We start from the raw sequence: 15,477 nt of genomic DNA, 5'->3' as shown, positions 1-15,477 counted from the left end.
GATGAATGGCACCGCTACGCACGAACCATCTTTTCATCTCCTCGATGAACCATGGATCCTCTGCCTCACGCAGGATGGCCGGGCGACACTGAGCATCCGCCAGGTTTTCGACGGCAGCCACACGCCGTTGAAGATTGTCGGTGACTCGCCGACGCAGGACTATGCCGTACTTCGCCTGTTGCTAGCGATCTTTTGGCGTGCACACCAGCAGGACCTCGCCGCTCAGGAGTTAAAGCGGAAGGCCAGGGTAGCTTTTTCATGGTCGGATTGGTTCCAGGCAGCGCTCAACACCGCGCGCTCGAGCAGCCCCGACGAGGTGGTGCTGGCGTACCTGGAATCGCACCGGGATCGCTTTGACCTTTTCCATCCACAGACGCCATTTATGCAAGTGGCAGACCTACACACTGATTCTGGAAAGCAGTTGGAGATCTCCAGAATTGTCCCTGAGGCCGAGCACAGCTATTTCACGATGCGCACCGCTGAGGGGCGAAAATCCCTTTCCTTCGCCGAGGCCGCGCGTTGGCTCATCCACACGCAGGCCTACGACTACTCCGGCATTAAGCCCGGTGCCGTCGGAGACCCCCGCGCCAAAGGAAACAAAGGTTATCCCATCGGTACCGGATGGACCGGAATGACTGGGGGGACCGTCGTGCAGGGAAGCACGCTGCGCGAAACGCTCGTTCTCAACTCCACACAAGCTGTGCTCTCCGCACAGGGTTCTGAAGATCTTCCTGTCTGGGAGCGCCCAGCTGATACAGCAGCACCCCGCAGCAGCGAGACCCCGCGCGGCGCAGTTGATTTGGCTACTTGGCAGTCACGGCGGATCCGGCTTTTTCACAACGACTCTTCTGTCACCGGGGTTCTGGTTACCAACGGCGACAGGATTCCCGATGCCGGGAAAAACATCTTCGACGACCCGATGACCCCCTACCGTTACAGCCCCAACCAGACGAAGAAGGGTGTTCTGGCCTACTACCCTCTCCCTTACGCGACCGACCGGACGATGTGGCGAGCACTCGACGCTCTCATCGTCGAGGAAGGTGACGCCGGATTCACGGAGAAGACGCGGGCACCAGTTCGCCCTGCCACCCTCTCACACCTCGCACAACTCGCCTCGGAAGGAATCATCGACGGCGTCTTAGACGTGAGCCTCGTGTCCATGGGATACGGGCCGCAGTCTTCGTCGGTGGCAACAACCACAAAAGCAGAAATCGGGCTCCCGCTGGCCATCCTGCGCTCTGAGAAACTGAACGCCGAACTCCGCTTGGACGTACGCAATGCCGCACAAGCCACCGCTCAAGCCGCAACCTCCCTCGGGTGGTTCGCAGGCCAGCTCCATGTCGCGGCTGGAGGAGACTATGAATTTGGCCGAGACGCAGCTGACCGGTTGTACACCCAGCTCGAACCGGAGTTCATTTCCTGGATCCGAGGAATCGGAACAGGCGATGCGGATGAATACGCCACAACCTGGCAGCTCACCGTTCACCGTCGTGTCTTCCAGCTCGCCGACGAGCTCGTCCGCGGAGCTGGGCCTAAGGCACTCATCGGCCGCACCGAAGGTGCCGACGATGCCGGCTCGGCGGGCCGAATCGTTTCCGCTGGAACTCTGTACCAGCAGCTCAAGCACAAGATCGCGAAAGATCTGCCGCTCACGGTGGCGGACCTCGCACCTGAAGAAAGGAGTACCCGATGACTACAACAGCAGTGCACGATGAAGGGCCAGCCACAGACGTGGGCCTGAGGGCGTGTGTCGGTTCGACCGCTGCACGTTTGCAACGCAATTATCTCGATCTCTCCCACACTGCCAGTGGTGCAGAGGCCCGCGCACGACTCGCGGAGCTGCGCACGTACTCTTCGCGCCCGGTGATGGAGAACCCGTTGGCGCTTGGTCACGTCCTGCTCATGCTCGATCCTCCGCTAAGTGAGGGGGAGACGGGCCGCGGCGACGCGCCCTCTGCATCCGAGAACGCAGCGTTTCACGCCCTCACTTTGTTCGGCGTGCACATGCAGAGCGCCACACAACCCATGCACTCCACAGAGACGTCCTTTGCTGCCGCGTGCGGGCGCTTGTTCGCGCAAAGCTCCTCGAAATCCATCAAGCCACGTTTCGACGCGATGCAATCAGCGGGTGACGAGATCACTCGTATCACCCATTTGCGCTCGCTCGTCACGCTCCTTCGCTCACAGCAAATTGCCTTCGATTACGGGCGCTTCGCCGGTGATCTTCGGTCCCTCACCTACGCCGACAAACGCAACGGAGTGCTCCTGCGCTGGGGCCGCGATTTTGGGCGCGGCGCATTCCGTAGTTCGGCTACAGGCTCACCCGCGCGATAAACCCACCCACACTCCTCCAACCTTCTAGGAAAGGAAAACCCATGTCCCTCACCATTGACGTCCACGCCCTCCACTCCGTTCCCCCCTCACTGATCAACCGCGACGACACAGGTGCCCCCAAGAGCGCCATCTTCGGCGGTGTGTCACGCCAGCGTGTTTCCTCACAATCCTGGAAGCGAGCCATCCGCCGCTACTTCAAGGACAATTTCGATCCGGAGGGCGTCGGTGCGCGTTCCCGCCGACTGCCCGAAAGAATCGCACAGCGCCTCGAGGAGCACGGGGTCGAGCAGGGAGATGCAATTGCCCGCACCGAGGATCTCTTCAAGAAGGCCGGGATCAAGACGGCGGTGGATAAACCCTCCAAAAAGGCAGCTGACGAGACGGAAGAGCCCGCATCGGTGTACCCGCGCACGGGTTACCTTCTCTTCCTGAGCCCTCACCAGATTGACCGGGCAGTACAGAAGCTGCTGGAACTCGACGGTGAGAAGATCAGCAAGGCCGATGCCCAGAAGATTCTCGACACCGAGCACTCCGTCGATATGGCGATGTTCGGCCGTATGGTCGCCGACGACGCTGCATTCAACGTCGACGCCTCCGTCCAGGTCGCACACGCTTTGGGTGTTCACGCCTCCGCCCCAGAATTCGACTACTTCACAGCGGTCGACGATCTTGCAGAAGAGGGTGAGGAGACAGGCGCCGGAATGATCGGCACCCTGCAGATGATGTCTTCGACGCTGTACCGCTACGCCACCATCGACGTCGACAGCCTCGCAGCCAACCTTGGCTCGGAGCAGGCAGCGAAGGACGCCGTACCGCACTTCATCGATGCGTTCATCAAGTCCATGCCGACGGGCAAAATCAACACCTTCGCCAACCAGACCCTGCCGGAGCTTGTCTACGTTGCCGTACGGGACACCCGGCCCGTCTCTCTTGTGAACGCCTTTGAAAGCCCCGTTGAGGGCGAGGACCGCCGCGCTCTTGCCGCTCAGCGCCTCGCTGAGGAAGCAAAGCAGGTCAGCGATGTCTACGGCTTTACCCCTCTCGCTTCCTGGGTGGTCGCGCTCGGTGACCTCGGCGCCCCCTTTGCTGAGATCGCAGAAAATGTCACCCTGCCAGCGCTCCAGGACCAGATCACGGCTGAGCTCGACCGCTCGTTTGGTGGTATCTAATGGCCCACTCGCTCCTCCTTCTTTTGAAAGGGCCGCTCCAGTCATGGGGCGACGAATCTCGGTTCAAGGTGCGCGCGACCGCAACGACCCCCACTAAATCTGGCGTCCTGGGACTCATCGCCGCCGCGCAGGGCCGCCGACGAGTCGACCCCGTAGAAGACCTCACCACGCTCACAATGGCTGTCCGCGTCGACCAGTCGGGAAGCCTGTTGCGTGACTACCAAACTGCTCAGCCTTGGCAAACCGACCCGCAAGCTTCAGCACAATTGGTCACACGCTATTTCCTCTCCGACGCCGCTTTCGTCGTAGCTCTTGAGTCAGACGATCGGTTGCTTCTCGAGGGTATCGCCGACGCACTGCGGGCTCCCGTGTACCCGCTTTTCATGGGACGCCGCTCGTGCCCGACCCATCCCGGACTAGTCATCGGAATCGTGGATGACCCGGCTGAGGAAGCTTTGCGCTCTCATCCAAACTGGTACGCAACCGAGACCCACAAATCAGAATCCCCGAAGAAAATTGGACTGGCTCTCTATCGTGATGCCCTCCCCGGTGAGGAAGGATCGGTCTCTCGACAGGATGTGCCGATCTCTTTCAACCCTGAGCACCGCCAGTACGGTTGGCGCGACGTCATCCGAGTAGATGATGTCGAGATGGACAATCCGTGTGGTCGCGCAACTCCGATGCAACATGACGCCTACTTCGACACGGTGGTGAACGCATGACGACTCTGACCAGGATCCTTCTTAACCCCCAGACAAGGGGAGGAAGGAAGCTCATGACAGATCCGCAGTCCATGCACGCCGCTGTGCGCTCCGCCTTCCCACCAGATATCGACGAGTCGAACACTCGGGTTCTGTGGCGCCTGGATCACCGCGAGCACGAGCACATTCTCTACATCGTTGGTCCGGAGAAACCTAGCTGTGGCCACATCGTCGAGCAGGCGGGCTGGGAAACCAGGCCGGCGCAAAGCGCCGACTACACCCGATTCCAGGACACATTAATGCGAGGCCAGCGGTGGAGGTTTGAGATGGTTGCCAATCCAACGTATTCGGAATGGACTCAAGGAAAGCGCGGCAAGGTCAAAGCCCACGTTTCCGCGGCCCATCAGCTCGGATGGCTGCATAAAAGGGCCGGAGCAGCGGGGTTCGCGCTTGCCCCGTTGGACGATGCCCCCGCCAGCGATGAAGAGCGGGCGCGTTGGTCTCCGCACGATGCGCCCCAAGTCTATGAACGGTGGACAGATACCTTCTACCGCGACAAGACCCAGCGTGGAAAAGGCACAGGCCAGCGCCCGGTAAGAATCGCGAAGGCTCGCTTCGCAGGAACCTTGGAAGTTACTGACGCGGAGGCACTGCGGAAGACTTTGAGTCTTGGCATCGGCCGCGCGCGCGGTTACGGCTGTGGGCTGCTCACACTGGCGCGAATGTCGTAACCATGACGCACCCCAGCGAAGTCCCGCTTACGCGGCAGGCACTTGCCAGATTTAGCGATCGGCTCTCGTTCCTCTACGTGGAGCGAGCGACAGTTAATCGCGACGGCAATGCATTGACGGTAACGGATCAGCGAGGAACTGCGCACGTTCCTGCCACAATGCTGTCCGTACTCCTCCTCGGCCCAGGCACGAAGATCACATACGCAGGTATGGCCCTTTTGGGAGACGCCGGCGTGAGCACTGTGTGGGTCGGGGAGCGCGGGGTGCGTTACTACGCCAGCGGGCGTCCTCCCGCTAAATCCGCTCGAATGGCGGAAGCTCAAGCAGCAATCGTGTCCCATCAAAGAAAGCGCTTGAACTGTGCCCGCAAGATGTATGGTCTGCGGTTCCCTGACGAGGACGTCTCTGGGCTGACCATGGCTCAACTTCGTGGTCGTGAGGGAGCTCGGATGAAAAAGGTTTACGCAGCTGAAGCCGAGCGCACAGGGGTGTATTGGGATCGGCGATCCTACGACCCCAACGACTTCGACTCATCCACACCAATAAACCAAGCTCTCACCTCGGCAAGCGCAGCCCTCTACGGAATATCACATGCCGTAGTCGCTGGTCTCGGATTCGTGCCAGCTTTAGGGATCGTGCACGTCGGCACTGACCGGTCATTTGTTTACGACATCGCGGACCTCTACAAGGCAGATATTGCCATCCCCGCAGCTTTCGACGCCGTCGCCGCAGCTACCGGAAGCCCGGGTTCAGAGGCTCGCCGCAAGGTGCGAGATCTCGTGGTGGAGAAACAGATCATGCAGCGAATGGTTCGTGATCTCAAGTTCTTAATGGAGGTTCCGGACGAGGAACTCACAGCGGATGCAGAACTGATGCTGTGGACAGAACTCGAAACTATCGCGTCGGGAGTCAATTGGGCTGAGGAGATTGGTACTCGATGATCGTTCTGGTGGTAACTGCCTGCCCTGCTGGTTTGCGTGGCGACCTGACTAAATGGTTGATGGAGGTTTCCCCTGGGACCTTCGTAGGAAATCCAACTGCCCGGATTCGAGATCTCCTCTGGAACCGCACGGTCGAGCTATGCAAAGACGGCCGAGCACTGATGGTCTTCTCTTCCAACTGCGAGCAAGGCATGGATTTTCGCAAACACCGACACGATTGGCAACCCACCGACTTCGAGGGGTTGACGCTAATGATGAGGCCCAACGCCCGCTCATCTAACGGCCGGCGGAAAGGCTGGAGCAAGGCTCGACAGCAAAGGCGTAGCTACCTCCGCCAAGGCCGTGCGGAGCAGTAAGTCGTATGTGAATCGCTGGTCGCGCTAGAATAGTCCCAGGGTGGCAAGTGTGTTCCCCGCGCGAGCGGGGATGAGCCGGAGCTGCAGCACCGGGATGCCCGACGACATCAGTGTTCCCCGCGCGAGCGGGGATGAGCCACACAGTGCCAGCATCGGCGGTAAAAACCTCGCCGTGTTCCCCGCGCGAGCGGGGATGAGCCTTTGTGCCCACCACGAACTACGACACCCCGATTGTGTTCCCCGCGCGAGCGGGGATGAGCCATTCTCGCGGCCACTCTCACAGCACAGGCTGCGCGTGTTCCCCGCGCGAGCGGGGATGAGCCCTAATCCGCGGGCTCGGAATTCCGCAGCCTCGTGTGTTCCCCGCGCGAGCGGGGATGAGCCCCGCGCCTACCCCATCACCAAAGCCATCACCACGTGTTCCCCGCGCGAGCGGGGATGAGCCCTGTCATCTTGCCTTCTGTCGCCGGATTCACCCGTGTTCCCCGCGCGAGCGGGGATGAGCCGTTGATGAACCGCTCACTGCCAATGCTTGGCAGGTGTTCCCCGCGCGAGCGGGGATGAGCCCGCCATGGTCGCCCACTGGCGCGCACCATCACCGTGTTCCCCGCGCGAGCGGGGATGAGCCCGCGCCGCACTACTCACCATCAGCGAGTTCGCGGTGTTCCCCGCGCGAGCGGGGATGAGCCGTGGTCATTGATGCCGATGGCATACCGTTTGAAGTGTTCCCCGCGCGAGCGGGGATGAGCCCCCCATAGAACCGCTGGAAATCGGCTTCTATAAGGTGTTCCCCGCGCGAGCGGGGATGAGCCCAGGTCATCGTGGGTTTTGCGGTGGATTGGCACGTGTTCCCCGCGCGAGCGGGGATGAGCCGTCCACCGACCATACGTTCCTCGTCGGAGGGCAGTGTTCCCCGCGCGAGCGGGGATGAGCCCCAATCGAGCTGGGCAGGGAATTCACCATCACAGTGTTCCCCGCGCGAGCGGGGATGAGCCCTTCACCGGCGTTCATGGCGACACACTCGCTGAGTGTTCCCCGCGCGAGCGGGGATGAGCCCGACGCTGCGTAAGGGTTTCCAGCCGCGAACGAGTGTTCCCCGCGCGAGCGGGGATGAGCCTTGCGCCGCGTTGGCCGGGCACTATCACGAAGGGTGTTCCCCGCGCGAGCGGGGATGAGCCGAAAAAGACCCCGAAGCAGCAGGCACACTTCGAGTGTTCCCCGCGCGAGCGGGGATGAGCCCCCGACGGAATAACCCAAACACGGCTCCTCGCCGTGTTCCCCGCGCGAGCGGGGATGAGCCCCGTGGCGTCCGGGTCGAGAGACACCAGAACTTGTGTTCCCCGCGCGAGCGGGGATGAGCCGGAACTACTCGACCTCGTCGACGCAGCCCTCGGGTGTTCCCCGCGCGAGCGGGGATGAGCCGACCGCGCTCTCTATTGCTTTGCAGCATGGATAGTGTTCCCCGCGCGAGCGGGGATGAGCCGACCACAACCCCGGCTAAGAAGGAAGCAGAAGGGTGTTCCCCGCGCGAGCGGGGATGAGCCGCGTCGCCCGCGCGCTCGCGGGAGATGATTGCCGTGTTCCCCGCGCGAGCGGGGATGAGCCCGGCGGCCGCTTAAACGCCAACCGCACATTCCAGTGTTCCCCGCGCGAGCGGGGATGAGCCCACCCCAACCCCCAAAGGCGCACACGGCAAAGGGTGTTCCCCGCGCGAGCGGGGATGAGCCCGTGGACGCCTACTGGGAAGCCCGCATGGCGCAGTGTTCCCCGCGCGAGCGGGGATGAGCCGTAAATCGGGCCCCATTTTTCTATCCATTTGCCGTGTTCCCCGCGCGAGCGGGGATGAGCCCGTCGCGGAGCTGGAACCGAAAGCTAAGTCGTGGTGTTCCCCGCGCGAGCGGGGATGAGCCCCCGTGCCGGGGGTGTGCGCGATCACCGGGGAGGTGTTCCCCGCGCGAGCGGGGATGAGCCCACATTTGGCGCGAGATGGACCGTGAAGCCGAAGTGTTCCCCGCGCGAGCGGGGATGAGCCCTGCTCCACCGGGTGCTGCGCCTGGGCGGCTGCGTGTTCCCCGCGCGAGCGGGGATGAGCCCGCGGCGCCCTTAGCCTGCATGGAGGCCAGGGCGTGTTCCCCGCGCGAGCGGGGATGAGCCCGCCGAGTTGCGTAGGTCGCCGTCGCGGATGGGGTGTTCCCCGCGCGAGCGGGGATGAGCCGTAGAAGAACTACCCAACGCCGCCGTCGGACTGGTGTTCCCCGCGCGAGCGGGGATGAGCCGCAACATCCGATAGCGACATGGAACACGGTGGCGTGTTCCCCGCGCGAGCGGGGATGAGCCCATCATCGCCGAGGGCCACCCCGAGACCGTGGTGTGTTCCCCGCGCGAGCGGGGATGAGCCGGTGCGCGAGCCGTTCGTGAGCTTCTCGCAGACGTGTTCCCCGCGCGAGCGGGGATGAGCCGATGTGAATGGCATCGTCGCGTCTGGTGGGCCCGTGTTCCCCGCGCGAGCGGGGATGAGCCGGTGAGCAGGACACCAGTGATGAAGAGGGTTTCGTGTTCCCCGCGCGAGCGGGGATGAGCCGCATCGATACCTGGGTGAGTCCATACACGGAGCGTGTTCCCCGCGCGAGCGGGGATGAGCCGACCAACCATGCCAGCGATTTCACCGACCTTCGGTGTTCCCCGCGCGAGCGGGGATGAGCCCCCCGGCCCCGAAGCGACACGCATGTTCGCTAGTGTTCCCCGCGCGAGCGGGGATGAGCCGGTGGCTTTCGCGCGTATCGCTGCCGCCCCGACGTGTTCCCCGCGCGAGCGGGGATGAGCCCCCGATCGAGCCGGACGCCCTGGGCAACGAGACGTGTTCCCCGCGCGAGCGGGGATGAGCCGCACAGGTCATGTTTCAGATGGGTGTGTCCGGTGTGTTCCCCGCGCGAGCGGGGATGAGCCGTCGTGGATGTGCTCGTCGGTGACCGGGGGAAGGTGTTCCCCGCGCGAGCGGGGATGAGCCGCTGCCGCTTCGACACACTCGTTTTCCCACTCGGTGTTCCCCGCGCGAGCGGGGATGAGCCCGACCACCTCACCGGGGCGTTCGGGAAGCACCGGTGTTCCCCGCGCGAGCGGGGATGAGCCCTGTACCGACCGGCGCAGGCCACGGTTGAGCACGTGTTCCCCGCGCGAGCGGGGATGAGCCCGCCGCCACCGCATGGCCGAGGCACTGAAGCTAGTGTTCCCCGCGCGAGCGGGGATGAGCCGGGGACGGGCCGACGATTAGGGGCACGAGTTTAGTGTTCCCCGCGCGAGCGGGGATGAGCCGCCGCGCTCACCCTCGCCGAGCGTTTCCTACTCGTGTTCCCCGCGCGAGCGGGGATGAGCCCCCTCGCCCAGGCGGCGGGTGTCCTCGACCAGGGTGTTCCCCGCGCGAGCGGGGATGAGCCCCTTGCCGTCGCGCACGGACTCGTAGTTGGTGAGTGTTCCCCGCGCGAGCGGGGATGAGCCTGAGCACATCCACCTTAAGGCCCTTCGTCCGGCGTGTTCCCCGCGCGAGCGGGGATGAGCCCGTCACATCATCAGCCACGAGGTAGAAATCGACGTGTTCCCCGCGCGAGCGGGGATGAGCCCTCCTCGCTGCGGTAGTGCGCCGCGGGCCGGAGGTGTTCCCCGCGCGAGCGGGGATGAGCCCTGGTCGGCCTCCAACCGGTCGGCGATATCGCCGTGTTCCCCGCGCGAGCGGGGATGAGCCGCGTCCGGCGACAACTGGAAGTTCACCAACAACGTGTTCCCCGCGCGAGCGGGGATGAGCCCTAACCGATGAGTTGCTGCGTCGCCTGCGTCTCGTGTTCCCCGCGCGAGCGGGGATGAGCCCCTTGCCCAGCGTGGAACCAACATTGATGACAAGTGTTCCCCGCGCGAGCGGGGATGAGCCCGACACCGGCCCGTCGCCCTCGGGTACTACGACGTGTTCCCCGCGCGAGCGGGGATGAGCCCCATGGGCCGGCATGTTCCCACCCACGTCCGTAGTGTTCCCCGCGCGAGCGGGGATGAGCCCACTAGAGCCCGACCGCGTGCGTATCATGCAGAGTGTTCCCCGCGCGAGCGGGGATGAGCCGCGTCCGGCGACAACTGGAAGTTCACCAACAACGTGTTCCCCGCGCGAGCGGGGATGAGCCCTAACCGATGAGTTGCTGCGTCGCCTGCGTCTCGTGTTCCCCGCGCGAGCGGGGATGAGCCGAATCCGCCACGCCCAGTGAAATCACCCCGGAAGTGTTCCCCGCGCGAGCGGGGATGAGCCCGTCAACCAACTCTCAAGGATGGTAGGCGTGTCGTGTTCCCCGCGCGAGCGGGGATGAGCCGTCAATCGTGGTGTGGCCGTTGCTCTGCGCCCAGTGTTCCCCGCGCGAGCGGGGATGAGCCGATGCCGCGTCGCAGATGGGTGTGTCCATTGAAGTGTTCCCCGCGCGAGCGGGGATGAGCCCACCCGCCCGAACGCCCAAACCATCTTCCTGTCGTGTTCCCCGCGCGAGCGGGGATGAGCCCAACATCACTCACCTCGCATTCTCCCCCGCGACGTGTTCCCCGCGCGAGCGGGGATGAGCCGAAGTCATTCTGCGTGTCTGCCAGGGCGTACGAGTGTTCCCCGCGCGAGCGGGGATGAGCCGATTTACGGTGATATCGGCTGGGAGGTCACGGCGTGTTCCCCGCGCGAGCGGGGATGAGCCCACCCGCCCGAACGCCCAAACCATCTTCCTGTCGTGTTCCCCGCGCGAGCGGGGATGAGCCCGCGGCCGAAGGGCGGGACGGTGATGCGTGGCTGTGTTCCCCGCGCGAGCGGGGATGAGCCCCTCTGGATGGACCCAAGGCTGCGCCGACCAGAGTGTTCCCCGCGCGAGCGGGGATGAGCCCAGGCGAAACCCCCGCCGGTGATGAACCGAACGGTGTTCCCCGCGCGAGCGGGGATGAGCCGTATTTCTTTGTCACGTTTGTCACGGGCTGTGAGTGTTCCCCGCGCGAGCGGGGATGAGCCGGAACTCCACTAATGGCAAGCGCAATCAACGCCGTGTTCCCCGCGCGAGCGGGGATGAGCCAGACTACGGCTGGAAACTCCTCCCGGCCCAGTGGTGTTCCCCGCGCGAGCGGGGATGAGCCGGTGCTGGAGAAGTTCATGACGGTACTGGTGGTGTGTTCCCCGCGCGAGCGGGGATAAGCCCGAGCGCGTCATCCCGGAGGGCACGCTGCTGTTGTGTTCCCCGCGCGAGCGGGGATAAGCCCCGAACCCGCAACCGTACGACAGCGTTCAACCGCGACGAACGCACCGCGCGAATTGCTCTTTGAAAGCACTGCGCGCCTTGCACGCGGTCCTATTTCAAGGACCTAGTACGAGCTGAACCCGTCGTCGGTAAGCGTGTGCTTCTCCTCGCCCGTGATCGGGGGGTTGAACACGCTGACAAGGATGAGGTCCTCGTCCTTGCCGCCGCGCAGGTAGTGCGCGTCGTGCTCGTCGAGCACGTAGATGGTGCCCGGGGTGATGGGGTAGATGTTGCCCTCGGTGTCCTCGACCTCACCGGAGCCGGCGATGCAGTAGCAGGCCTCGAGGTGGTTGCGGTACTGCAGGCGTGATTCGGTGCCGGCGCGTACAACGGTGTGGGCGAATGCGAAGCCCATGTTGTCTTTGGCGGTGAGCAAGCGCTCGCTGGTGCCGCCGCCCCATTCAACGGCGGGTACTTCGTCTCGGGATCGGGTGAACATGAAATGCCTCCTTAGCTCGCGGACTGTGCCCCCGAGGGTACAGAGATCGCGCGATCGCGTCAGGCGTCCTCGTCCAGCCCGTACAGTTTCAGAGCGTTGTCACGCAGGATCGCTCGCTTTTCGGCACCCCCAAGACGCGCCCCGCGAACATACTCAAACGCGCGCACGTACTTCTCGCCGCGGAAGTATGGCATGTCGGAGCCGCCGAGGATCTGGGTAGGGCCAAAGGCCTCCACCGCAAGGCACAGTGATGGTTCGAAGAAGTTGGCCGCGTCGAAGTACATCCCACGCAGCGATTCGCGCGGGGAGCGGGCGAACGCGTCCCAGTCCTCGTAGTTGTCCTCGAGGCGCTGCATGAGAAATGGCAGGTCGCCTCCGAGGTGCGCGACGTGGATCGTGACGTCCGGCCACCGGCCGGGCACGTCGGCTTTGAGAAGTTGGAGGGTGGCAATGGCGTCCTCGACAGGCGCCCCGTTGACCCATTCCAGGTGGTGGCTGGTGATCGGTGTCGAGCAGGCCCCCTGGCCGGTGGGGTGAATGTTTACTACGGCCGCGGCGCTGTTGAGGGCATCCCAGACTGGGGCGAGGGAATCTGCGACAAGCGAGCCGCCGCCCGGCAGGAGCGCGGACAGCGAGACTCCGACGAACCCCGCGTCGGCGATGCGTTCGAGCTCGGCGAGGGTTTCGTCGACATGCGGTAGAGGCAGCGCGGCGTAGGCGAGGAAACGGCCCGGGTACTTCTCCACGAGGCGCAGGTAGTCGTCGTTAATCGCGCGCGCCGCATCCGCGGACTCGGCCGCGCCTGGCAGCGACGGTGACTGCGGAGTCACCGCGAGCACCTGTTTCTCCACCCCCGCCGCGTCCATATCCCGGATCCGCTCCTCCATGTCGGCCGGGGTGGAGTCCGCGCCGATGTCACGGGCAATGGCGGTAGACGCCGCCGGTGCACCGCCGCGCTCCAACTGGTCGAGGTACCAGGCGGGGTAGACGTGGGCGTGGGTGTCGATAGCCGACGTGGTGGGGGAGTTCATGAGGTGTCCTTTCTCGTTGCGACCGATCCTACGAACGGCGCGCCGCCGCTGTGGCCGCGATGAGCGCCACGAGCGCTGCGGCGGCACCGGCGAGGAACACCGCCACGTTCGCCTCCCACGCCGCCCCGCCGTGAGCACCTGCGAACATCACGCCCATGGTGGCGACGAAGCTCGAGCCGAGCGACATTCCGATGGAGCGCAACAGGGTGTTAAAGCCGTTGGCTCCGGCGGTGACGGCGGGTTCGACGTGGGCGACGATGATCATCGGCAGCGCGGCGTAGCCGAAGGAGATGCCGATGGTGAGCACCGTGGCCCACACGACGACCATCGGGGCGGTCGTGCTGAACACCCAGCGCAGCAGGTAACCAGCGATGATGATGGCGGTGCCGAGCTGCAGCAGGAACCGTGGTGAGTACTTGTTGGCAATCCGCGCGGCCACCGGCGCGGCGATGAGGCTCATCAGCGCAGACGGCAGCATGGCCATGCCCGCGATGCCGGGGGAGATGGCAAAGCCGTTCTCCGCCGGGTCGTTCTGCAGCTGGATGGTGGTGACCAACAGGTTGGCAAACATGGCGAACCCGAGCATCAGGCCGGCGAGGTTGGCCATGAAAACGGGGCGCAGGGCGGCGGTGTGGACGTCGACAAGCGGCTCGGCCGTGCGGCGCTGGAGGGCGACCCACCCGGTGAAGACTACGGCGCTTGCCGCGATGAGGCCCACCGTCAGTGGGTTCGTCCATCCCCACTCACCGGCCCTGGTCAGGGCGATGAGCAGGCAGGTGAGCCCGAGGCCCAGGACGATGGCGCCGCGGAGGTCGAAGCGGGGCGTTGGCCCGTCAGTGGTGCGCGCGTCGCGGGGTACGACGAACAAGACCGCGACAAGGGCGATGAGGCTCAGCAGCGCCGCTACCGCGAAGATGGCGCGCCAGCCGGCCGCACCCATAATCGCCCCGCCGATCGGAATGCCGAGGCCGCCGCCGATTCCGAGCATGGCGGACAGCAGCGCGAGCGCGGAGGGCAAGCGCTGCGGCGGGACTAGATCGCGCACCAGCGCCATCGCCACCGGGATAATCGCGGTGCCCACGCCCTGCAGGCCGCGGCCCACGATGAGCATGGCGGTACTACCCGCCGCCGCGATGACGGAACCGGCCAGCACCAGACCGAGCGCGATCAGCATGAGGCGCCGCCTGCCGTACATGTCCGCCAACCGGGAGACGACCGGGGTGGCGATTGTGCCGATGAGCAGCGTCGAAGTGACAATCCATGAGGCGGTCGCCGCCGAGATCCCCAGGATCTCTGGAAACAGGGGAGTCACGGGCACGACGAGAGTTTGCAAGAGAGTGACCACGAGGGCCGAGTAGGCGGCGACGAGTTCCACCGCGCTCATCGGTGCGCGACGCGAACGCTTATCGACGCCCACTTTCCCAGCCCCCGCAGAGTACGAAGTCGTTGCTGAAGTCATGGGGAAAGTCAAACACCGCTGCCAGGTTTTCAGCCATCTTGTTTCGTGTTTTCGTCATATTGTGGAGTTTGTTGTCTTAATTCTGCCACGAGATGGGGATTGTTGTGCGTTCTTCTGACACCGGCCACGGCCACGGCTTCGCCACCGATGCCGACGACCTCGCCATCATGGCCGAAATCCGCCGCACCCCCTTGGCCTCCTTCCACGACATCGCCGAGGCCACGGGCATTCCCGAGCGCACCGTCTCGCGGCGCTTCGCGCGCCTGGAACGCCTCGGCGCGGTCTCGGTCACGGGCAGGACCCTGCCCGGATTCGACGGCACCGTGGCGTGGATGGTGCGCGCGGCCAGCGATGTTGCCCACGCGATCTCTCTGAGCCGTTACCTCTCCACCCAGGACCGCACACGCTGGGTGCGCGTGACCACCGCGCACAACGAGGTGGTGTTCGGGTTGATCTCACCAGGACCCGACGCTGACCCGATCCTCGCGCACCTTGTCGACGACCCGCACGTCCACTCCGTCCAGATGTACCGGTTGCTTCAGACATGGACGGCGCAGGGAGAAACCACGGACCACCACAGCGAGCTGCCCATCGACGAGACCGACCGCGCCATCCTCGCCCAGCTGGCGGGCCGCGGGCGCACCCCGCACACCCACATCGCGGCCGCACTCGACCTGACCCCGCGGACCGTGACCCGCAGGATCAACCGCATGGTAGAGGGCAAGGTGCTCTTCTTCGAGGCGGACACAACCACCACCGGCCCCAACTCCCGCGTCGAGGCCCTGATCTGGGCGCAGGTCCCACCGGGGAAGATCCTCGACACCGCAGCAATGCTGGCCGGGCGCGCCGAGTTCCCGTTCGTCGCCGCCTCATCGGGGCCGTACCAGCTGATCATCAGCTACTCCGGCCCGGACAACGCGCACCTGCTGCGCACCGTGGACACCGCGCTGGCCGACACGGTCGCCTCCGTCGACATCGTCCCGCTGTCCCCGGCGGTCAAGCGCGCGACCTAG

Annotated in this window: 11 protein-coding genes and 1 CRISPR repeat array; of the genes, 8 read left to right on the top strand and 3 right to left on the bottom strand. The window is 64.7% G+C overall.

Annotated features, from left to right (window positions below):
- The first annotated feature begins 1 nt into the window (after position 1).
- The 7 genes from casA to cas2e are packed head-to-tail and all read left to right on the top strand — an operon-like array spanning position 2 to position 6,232.
- Complete coding sequence (casA, locus tag VVR41_RS09625; protein WP_368524583.1) at positions 2 to 1,693, top strand: type I-E CRISPR-associated protein Cse1/CasA; 1,692 nt, start codon at positions 2 to 4, stop codon at positions 1,691 to 1,693.
- Positions 1,690 to 2,334, top strand: coding sequence for a type I-E CRISPR-associated protein Cse2/CasB (casB, locus tag VVR41_RS09620; RefSeq protein ID WP_368524582.1), 645 nt, complete (start codon positions 1,690 to 1,692; stop codon positions 2,332 to 2,334). Before casA ends, casB begins: the two co-directional genes overlap by 4 nt.
- Before the next feature lie 41 nt (positions 2,335 to 2,375).
- A complete protein-coding gene (cas7e, locus tag VVR41_RS09615) occupies positions 2,376 to 3,503 on the top strand; it encodes a type I-E CRISPR-associated protein Cas7/Cse4/CasC (RefSeq protein WP_368524581.1) in 1,128 nt (375 codons plus the stop codon).
- Positions 3,503 to 4,225 carry a type I-E CRISPR-associated protein Cas5/CasD gene (cas5e, locus tag VVR41_RS09610; RefSeq protein ID WP_368524580.1) on the top strand — a complete coding sequence of 241 codons (723 nt, stop codon included), beginning with the start codon at positions 3,503 to 3,505 and terminating at the stop codon, positions 4,223 to 4,225. The genes cas7e and cas5e overlap by 1 nt, the downstream gene beginning before the upstream one ends.
- On the top strand, positions 4,222 to 4,935 hold the full coding sequence (cas6e, locus tag VVR41_RS09605) for a type I-E CRISPR-associated protein Cas6/Cse3/CasE (protein WP_368524579.1): 714 nt from the start codon (positions 4,222 to 4,224) through the stop codon (positions 4,933 to 4,935). The genes cas5e and cas6e overlap by 4 nt, the downstream gene beginning before the upstream one ends.
- 2 nt (positions 4,936 to 4,937) lie before the next feature.
- A complete protein-coding gene (cas1e, locus tag VVR41_RS09600) occupies positions 4,938 to 5,876 on the top strand; it encodes a type I-E CRISPR-associated endonuclease Cas1e (protein ID WP_321103995.1) in 939 nt (312 codons plus the stop codon).
- Positions 5,873 to 6,232, top strand: a complete 360-nt coding sequence (cas2e, locus tag VVR41_RS09595; protein ID WP_368524578.1) for a type I-E CRISPR-associated endoribonuclease Cas2e — start codon at positions 5,873 to 5,875, stop codon at positions 6,230 to 6,232. The genes cas1e and cas2e overlap by 4 nt, the downstream gene beginning before the upstream one ends.
- A 49-nt stretch (positions 6,233 to 6,281) precedes the next feature.
- Positions 6,282 to 11,496: direct repeats of the CRISPR family, unit length 28 nt; unit sequence GTGTTCCCCGCGCGAGCGGGGATGAGCC.
- 103 nt (positions 11,497 to 11,599) lie between these two features.
- Here the strand turns inward: cas2e and VVR41_RS09590 are convergent.
- The 3 genes from VVR41_RS09590 to VVR41_RS09580 are packed head-to-tail and all read right to left on the bottom strand — an operon-like array spanning position 11,600 to position 14,464.
- Positions 11,600 to 11,974, bottom strand: a complete 375-nt coding sequence (locus tag VVR41_RS09590; protein ID WP_321101976.1) for an ectoine synthase — start codon at positions 11,972 to 11,974, stop codon at positions 11,600 to 11,602.
- 59 nt (positions 11,975 to 12,033) lie between these two features.
- A complete protein-coding gene (locus VVR41_RS09585) occupies positions 12,034 to 13,005 on the bottom strand; it encodes an amidohydrolase family protein (RefSeq protein WP_368524577.1) in 972 nt (323 codons plus the stop codon).
- 28 nt (positions 13,006 to 13,033) lie between these two features.
- The gene (locus VVR41_RS09580) at positions 13,034 to 14,464 is read right to left on the bottom strand and encodes an MFS transporter (protein ID WP_368524576.1); all 1,431 of its coding nucleotides are present in this window, start codon (positions 14,462 to 14,464) and stop codon (positions 13,034 to 13,036) included.
- A 104-nt stretch (positions 14,465 to 14,568) separates the two neighbouring features.
- Here VVR41_RS09580 and VVR41_RS09575 point away from each other — a divergent pair, with 104 nt between their 5' ends.
- A complete protein-coding gene (locus VVR41_RS09575; RefSeq protein ID WP_368524575.1) occupies positions 14,569 to 15,477 on the top strand; it encodes a winged helix-turn-helix domain-containing protein in 909 nt (302 codons plus the stop codon).

The organism is Corynebacterium sp. LK2510, from assembly GCF_040946405.1.
Taxonomy (GTDB): Bacteria; Actinomycetota; Actinomycetes; order Mycobacteriales; family Mycobacteriaceae; genus Corynebacterium.
This window is presented reverse-complemented; position numbering and strand designations above follow the sequence as displayed.

Bases quoted from the DNA above. Each gene is read 5' to 3' on its own strand.
- casA (WP_368524583.1), top strand. From the start codon at position 2: ATGAATGGCACCGCTACGCACGAACCATCTTTTCATCTCCTCGATGAA.
- casB (WP_368524582.1), top strand. From the start codon at position 1,690: ATGACTACAACAGCAGTGCACGATGAAGGGCCAGCCACAGACGTGGGC.
- cas7e (WP_368524581.1), top strand. From the start codon at position 2,376: ATGTCCCTCACCATTGACGTCCACGCCCTCCACTCCGTTCCCCCCTCA.
- cas5e (WP_368524580.1), top strand. From the start codon at position 3,503: ATGGCCCACTCGCTCCTCCTTCTTTTGAAAGGGCCGCTCCAGTCATGG.
- cas6e (WP_368524579.1), top strand. From the start codon at position 4,222: ATGACGACTCTGACCAGGATCCTTCTTAACCCCCAGACAAGGGGAGGA.
- cas1e (WP_321103995.1), top strand. From the start codon at position 4,938: ATGACGCACCCCAGCGAAGTCCCGCTTACGCGGCAGGCACTTGCCAGA.
- cas2e (WP_368524578.1), top strand. From the start codon at position 5,873: ATGATCGTTCTGGTGGTAACTGCCTGCCCTGCTGGTTTGCGTGGCGAC.
- VVR41_RS09590 (WP_321101976.1), bottom strand. From the start codon at position 11,974: ATGTTCACCCGATCCCGAGACGAAGTACCCGCCGTTGAATGGGGCGGC.
- VVR41_RS09585 (WP_368524577.1), bottom strand. From the start codon at position 13,005: ATGAACTCCCCCACCACGTCGGCTATCGACACCCACGCCCACGTCTAC.
- VVR41_RS09580 (WP_368524576.1), bottom strand. From the start codon at position 14,464: ATGACTTCAGCAACGACTTCGTACTCTGCGGGGGCTGGGAAAGTGGGC.